The organism is Longimicrobium sp. (assembly GCF_036387355.1).
GTDB lineage: Bacteria > Gemmatimonadota > Gemmatimonadetes > Longimicrobiales > Longimicrobiaceae > Longimicrobium.
Window position 1 is genome coordinate 1 of record NZ_DASVTX010000350.1, and the last position, 6440, is coordinate 6440.

At 69.9% G+C, this 6440-nt stretch carries 4 protein-coding genes; all 4 read right to left on the minus strand.

Annotation, left to right across the window (positions count from 1 at the left end; translation table 11 throughout):
• Positions 1-251: 251 nt before the first annotated feature.
• On the minus strand, positions 252-2153 hold the full coding sequence (uvrC, locus tag VF665_RS15380; RefSeq protein WP_331054319.1) for an excinuclease ABC subunit UvrC: 1902 nt from the start codon (positions 2151-2153) through the stop codon (positions 252-254).
• Between the two features lie 78 nt (positions 2154-2231).
• The gene (locus VF665_RS15385; RefSeq protein WP_331054320.1) at positions 2232-2426 is read right to left on the minus strand and encodes a hypothetical protein; all 195 of its coding nucleotides are present in this window, start codon (positions 2424-2426) and stop codon (positions 2232-2234) included.
• Between the two features lie 126 nt (positions 2427-2552).
• The gene (gene murJ / locus VF665_RS15390; RefSeq protein ID WP_331054321.1) at positions 2553-4304 is read right to left on the minus strand and encodes a murein biosynthesis integral membrane protein MurJ; all 1752 of its coding nucleotides are present in this window, start codon (positions 4302-4304) and stop codon (positions 2553-2555) included.
• Positions 4305-4361: 57 nt separating this feature from the next.
• Entirely contained in the window at positions 4362-6080 is a 1719-nt protein-coding gene (bshC, locus tag VF665_RS15395; RefSeq protein ID WP_422655644.1) for a bacillithiol biosynthesis cysteine-adding enzyme BshC, read from the minus strand.
• Positions 6081-6440 lie beyond the last annotated feature (360 nt).

The following is a 6440-nucleotide window of genomic DNA, read 5'->3' on the forward strand; positions in this document are numbered from 1 at the left end:
GGGGGGGGGGGGGGGGGGGGGGGGCCCCACGCCCGAAGCGCCGCCGTCCTAACGCAAACGCGCCTGAGCGGGTCAATCCGCCGCTCGAGCGCGGTAAGCCCCGGCGGACAGCCAGCCGAAACGCGTCGAACCATCCCCCGCGCCGAACGGCTCCCCCTCTCCCGCGGAGCGGGCGGAGGGGGTTGGGGGGAGGGGGCCTCTCCGAACGCACTTCGAGCAGGCCGGAGTGCACCAGACCGCCCTTCTCCCTTCTAGGCAGCGGCGTCCCCGGAATCCGCCGTCGGCGCGGCGCCGGCCTTCCCCGCACCGCTCTTCGGCTCCGGGCGCACGGCCTCGAGCACCTTTCTGGCCAGCGACGGGCCGAACCCCGGGAGCGCGGCGATCTCCGCCTCTGAGGCGGCCGCCACGTTGCGCATGGATCCGAATTTCTCCAGCAGCGCCTTCTGCCGCGACGGGCCCACGCCGGGGATCAGCGACAGCTCCGAGCGCACCGTGCGCTTCGTGCGCAGCGTGCGGTTGTAGGTGATGGCGAAGCGGTGGGCCTCGTCGCGCAGGCGCTGCAGCATGCGCAGCGCCTGACTGCGGCGCGGCAGGCGGATGCTCTCCGACCGCCCGGGAAGGAACAGCTCCTCCTCCTTCTTGGCCAGCCCCACCACCGGCTGCTGCGGGATGTCGAGCGCCTCCAGCGCCTTGCGCGCCGCGCCCAGCTGCCCCTTGCCACCGTCGATCACCGCAAGTTCCGGGAGCGGCTTTCCTTCCTCCACACGGCGGCGGAACCAGCGTGTGACCGCCTCGTGCATGCTGGCGAAGTCGTCGTTGCCCCAGTCGCCGCGGATCTTGAGCTTGCGGTACTCGCCCTTGGCCGGCTCGCCGTTCTCAAAGAACACCGCCGACGCCACCGTTTCCGTGCCCTGCGTGTGCGAAATGTCGAAGCACACCATCGTGCGCGGAACCATGGGCAGCTCCAGCACTTCCTGCAGCTCGTACAGCGCGTCGGGGGCGCGCTCGGCGGCGGCGTTGCCCATCAGCTTGCGCTCTTCCAGCATGTGGCGCGCGTTCTGGTCCGCCAGCCCCACCAGCTGCAGCTTTTCTCCGCGCTGCGGCCAGTGCAGCTTCACCGCGCGGCCCGCCGCCTCGCGCAGAAGCTGCTCCAGCACCGGGCGGTCGGTGAAGTCCACGGGAAAGTAGATCTCGGAGGGCACGCTCTCGGGGTCGCGCGTCACCCGGTCCGCGTACAGGCGCGTCACGAACACGGAGATCGCTTCGGCGTCCGTCTCGTCGCCCATGTTGGTAAGGAACTGCGCCTCGCGCCCCAGCAGCTTGCCCTCGCGAATCTGCAGCACCACCCCGCACCCGTCCGCGCCGTCGCGCGCAAAGCCGATCACGTCGCGGTCCGCGCCGCTCACGTCCAGCACCTGCTGCTTGCGCTCCAGCGACTCCAACTGGCCGATGGCGTCGCGCAGTTCGGCGGCCCGTTCGAAGTTCATCTCCCCCGCCGCGGCCTGCATCTCGGCGCGCAGCCGCCGGGCCACCAGGCGCGTGTGCCCGCCCAGCACCTCCATGATCTCGTCCACCATCCCCCGGTACTCCTCAGGCGACTGCAGGGCCACGCACGGCGCCTTGCAGCGGCCGATGTGGTAGTCCAGGCAGGGCCGTTCCGGCAGTTCCTTGGGCAGGTTGTAATGGCAGGAGCGCACGGTGTACAGGCGCTTCACCAGTTCCAGCGACTGGCGCATGCGGCGCACGTCGGTGTACGGGCCAAAGTAACGCCCGCCGTCCTTTCGCAGCGTGCGGGTGACAAAGACCTTGGGAAAGACCTCGTCCGTCACCTTGATGTACGGATAGGTCTTGTCGTCCTTCAGGTTGATGTTGAAGCGGGGGCGGTTTTCCTTGATCAGGTTGTTCTCAAGGATCAGCGCTTCCGCCTCGCTCCGGACGACGATGGTGTCCACGTCTTCCACGCGGCGCACCATCTCGCGCGTCTTGATGCCGTGCTGCGCCCCGCTCTGGAAGTACGACCGCACCCGGGCGCGCAGCGACTTCGCCTTGCCCACGTAGATGATGGTGCCCTCGGCGTCCTTCATCAGGTAGACGCCGGGCTGCGTGGAGAGGGTGCGGAGCTTGGAATCCAGATGGGTGGTGCGCTCGGACATCGGTTCGTGCGGGCGGCGGAACGGGCCTGTGGATCAGGATGGGATGATACACCGAACGCGCCGTTCCGGTCACAGGCGTTACGCGTTCTCCTCCGCCCCGCCCGCCTCGCGGATGACCGCCTGCAGGTCCACCCGGCGGATGGCGTCGTGCGCCGCCTCCCAGCGCCCCTCCGCGCACAGCCCGCGGATCCCCGCGTCCTCGTACGCATCCGCCGCCGCCTCCGCGCACGCGCGCCGCACCGCGTCCGCGATCCTCATATCTCGTTCGTTCATCAATCCTCCCGACCGCCATTCCTGACGATGGACGAAGCGGAACGGAACGAAGGTCACGGAGGCGCTGTTCCCTCCGTGACCTCCGTAAAACCTTCGTGCCCTCTGCGAGCGACGGCTGTCGTCAGTTCATCGCTTCACGAGCCCGCGCAGGCGCCGGGCGATGGCGCCGGCCTGCTCCAGCCCCAGCGCGGCGCCCACGCCAAAGTACAGGAGCCCGTACGTGCCCAGCACCAGAACGGCGCGAAGAAACGGGCCCAGTTCGGGGAGCGCCAGGCGCACCGCCCATGCGCCCGCCGCCGCGATCAGCGCAGCGGCCACCATCCGCACGATCATGGAATTGCGTGGCGCCACGCGGCCGACGCGGGCCTTGAGCGCGCGCTTGAGCAGCCACCACTCCACCCACGCCGCGATCCCCGCGCCCAGCGCCAGCCCCACCACACCCAGCGGCTGCCCGCCCACCCGCACGCCGCCGAACAGCCCGGGGCCGAGCTTCCACCCGCCGCCCAGGTCCACGCGCTCGAACTGCAGCATCAGCACGAGGCCCAGCACGATGGACAAGATGACGCGCAGCGTGGCGAAGCGCGCCGGCGTGCGGGTGTCGCGCAGGGCGAAAAAGGTGGACGACAGCAGGCGCGAAGCCGTCGTCGCCATCAGCCCCGTCGCGAACGCGGCCGTGGTGGCGTAGACGATCAGGGTGGAGTCGCGGTTGAACTCGCCCGTCTGGAACAGGCCGGCCACCACCACGTCGCCCAGCACCACCAGCGCCACAAAGCTGGGGAGCACGTAGAAGGCGATGCGCTCCAGCGCCGCCGACCCGCGCTCGCGAAGCTGCTCCACCCCCGCGCTGCGCTGCCGCGCCAGTTCGGGAAGCTCGGCGACCGCCACCGACATGCCGAAAAGGCTGATGGGAAGCAGGTACAGCGTCATGGCGTACTGCATGGTCGACACGGCACCCACCACCAGGAACGAGGCGAGCATGGCATCGATCCACGCGCTGATCTGCACCACCCCTCGCCCCATGATCGCGGGCGCGGCGTTCCGCAGCGTCTCGCGCACGCCGGCCACGTGCGTGCCCCAGCGGATGTTGAGCGAGCGCTCCAGCTTGAGCACGCCGGGAATCTGGACGGCGAACTGCAGCACGCCGCCCAGCAGCGCGCCCCACGCCAGCGCCACCACCAGCGAACGCCCGTCCGCCTTGTGGCCCATCGCCCAGAGCGTGACGATCATCGCCGCGTTCCACGCCACCGGCGCCACGTACGACAGAAAGAACTGGCGGTGGCTGTTCAGGATCCCCAGCGACCAGGCGCTCAGCACCAGCACCCCGGTCATGGGAAAGAGGATGCGGACCACCTGGACGGTGACCTCGCGCCGCTCGCCCTCGAATCCGGGAACGAAGACCGTGGTGAGGAACGGGGCAAAGAGCACTCCGATGAGCGCCATGACCCCCGCCAGGGCGAGCAGGAGCGAGAAGATGGCGCCCGCCACGCGGCCGGCCTCCTCCTTCTTTCCCTCCTGCAGCAGTTCCGCGTATACGGGGATGAAGGACGCGCTGAGCGTGCCTTCCCCCAGCAGGTTCTGCATGAAGTTGGGAACGCGCATGGCGGCGTTGAACACGTCCGCGTAGATGGACGTGCCGAAGTACTGCGCGAACACGCGCTGGCGCACCAGCCCGGCGATGCGGCTGAGCAGAATGCCGGCGGCCACCATCATGCTGCCGCGCGCGCCGGACCGCCCTTTTTCCGCCACCGGCTTGGCAGGCGTGGACTGGTCGGCGGGCTCGGCGCCCAGCGCGGCGTCCTTGAGCGCGTCGGGGCCCATCTCTACGGTCACGTCCGGATCGGTGAAAGGCTCCGGGCGCGGCGGTACTTCGCGGCTCATCAACGGGTCATTCAGGAGAAACGCCCGCTGCCATTCCGGCGGCGGGCGACGAAGGCGTCATCCAGGCTGCGGCTGCGCGGGTGCATGGACCGCGCCATCCGGCATCCTCTCCGGACGGGCCACGGCGCCGCCCAGCCGTACCTCCATCCGCTCCGCCAGGTCGCGCAGCAGCGTGGGGCGCATCGCCAGGAACGGCAGCAGGTTCAGGCTGCGCTCCTGCGGCGCGCCGAACGGCATCAGCGTGTTGCGGACCAGGGGCAGAAGCTCCGTGATCCCGCGGTCGGAGCGCTTGGCGTGGGCCAGGATCTTCCGCTCCGCGTCCGCGGCGGCCAGCAGCGCCCGGTCGCGCCGCGCGCCGATGGCCAGCTGCAGGTTGGGGTCGATCCCGTCCGCCGCGTCCATCACCGCCCCGAAGCCCTCCACGATGGAGCCGCGCAGCGCCCGCAGCCGCTCGCCCACCTCGGGCGCCAGCCGCCGGCGCGCGACCAGGGCGATGAGCTCGTGCTCGGGGAGCGCGAGTTCCGCGTCCGTAACCCCAAGCTCCGCAGCCGCTTCGGCCACCTCGTCCGGAACCAGGCGCGCGGAAAAGCGGGGGTATGCCACGGGGGGAAGGATGCCCATGGCGCCGAAGAGCGGCTCGATCTGGGCAAAGTACGCCACCTCCGCGTGCCCGCCCACGTAGGCGAGCGTGGGAAAGACGGCGGACTCCACCACCGGCCGCAGCAGCACGTTGGGGCTGAACGAGCCCGGCTCCGCGGCGATGCGCGCCTCCACCTCTTCCGGCGTAACGCGGATGCGCGCGTCCGGCGCCGCCCATCCTCGCCCCGCGCGCACCAGGCGCTCGCGCCCGGCCGGTCCGTGATAGAAGACGTTGGCCGCGTCGGGCACCAGCGTCACCTGCGGCGCGTACCCGGCCACCTCCAGCGCCTCCGTCCGCTGCTGCAGCAGCCGTTCGTGCCCGGCCGCGTCTGCGACGGCCGCGCGGAGGACCGGGACCGAAACCTGCTTGAGCGCGGGATCTGCTGCGTCGGTCACCAGCAGATCGAAGTCGGCGAACAGCCCCTCCACCATCCCGCGGAACGCCCCGGCGACTGTTTCTCCCGTCCGGTATGGACCTGAGAAGCGTGTGAGATCAACACCGGTTCCGCGCTGCTGCGCAACGAGTTCCCCGTATTCATCTACTACGGATTCGATGTCCGTTCCGAGCCGCATTTCGCTCATCGGCACGGGGCGCGGGTCCGTCTGCCCCACGCTGAAGCGGCGCAGCTTCCCCGCCCCGTCCACCGCGAAGGTGTGGTTGGCCTCGGCGAAATCGTGGTCTTCGGAGGCGCACCAGAAGACGGGGAGGACAATGATGCCCAGCTCCCGCTCCAGTGCCTCGGCCAGGCGGATGGCGGTGAGGATCTTGTGGATGGTGTACAGCGGGCCGGTGAACAGCCCCGTCTGCTGGCCGGTGGTGACCATGGCCCCGCCCTGCTCCACGAAGCGGGCGAGCCGCTCGCGCGCGCTGGCGGACGTGGGACGCACGGCCGCGGCGGCCGCCTCGCGCTCGGCGCGTCCAAAGCGGCGGGTGACCTCCTCCAGCTTGGCGCGGAACGATTGCAGGTCGGCGGGATGGCCGGAAAAGAAATGCGCGGCTTCCGGTGTGCCCGCCAGGTAGTCCATGGCGAGCCGGTTGCCGCGCAGAGGCGAAACTTCAATCCGCAGAGTCAGCGTGCCCTCCCCCTCGGGATGACGGCCGGGTCCGCCGCTGCGGCCCGCCGTCCTGGTCGTCAGGGCGGGCGGCCACCCGGCCCACCTCGCCCGCCATCATCACACCCGCGAGCAATAGGCCCGCGTCCCCGCTCCATCGCAAGAGGCACCGCCCGAACCCGGCGCGAGCTCGAAACTCTCGGCCTCCGATCCATCCGCCCCGAAAAAACGACCTCCGAGAATGCGCCTGGACGAACGATCTCGCAATCGCCAACCATCCCCGCACCCCACGTCGCGCAAATCGCCCGAAACGCATTCTCAGCCCGCGCCAACCCGAAGTTCCCTATTCCCTATTCCCTATTCCCTATTCCCTATTCCCTATTCCCTATTCCCTATTCCCTATTCCCTATTCCCTATTCCCTATTCCCTATTCCCTATTCCCTA

Excerpts from the sequence above, each read along its gene's own strand:
- uvrC (WP_331054319.1), bottom strand. The coding sequence starts at position 2,153 with ATGTCCGAGCGCACCACCCATCTGGATTCCAAGCTCCGCACCCTCTCC.
- VF665_RS15385 (WP_331054320.1), bottom strand. The coding sequence starts at position 2,426 with ATGAACGAACGAGATATGAGGATCGCGGACGCGGTGCGGCGCGCGTGC.
- murJ (WP_331054321.1), bottom strand. The coding sequence starts at position 4,304 with ATGAGCCGCGAAGTACCGCCGCGCCCGGAGCCTTTCACCGATCCGGAC.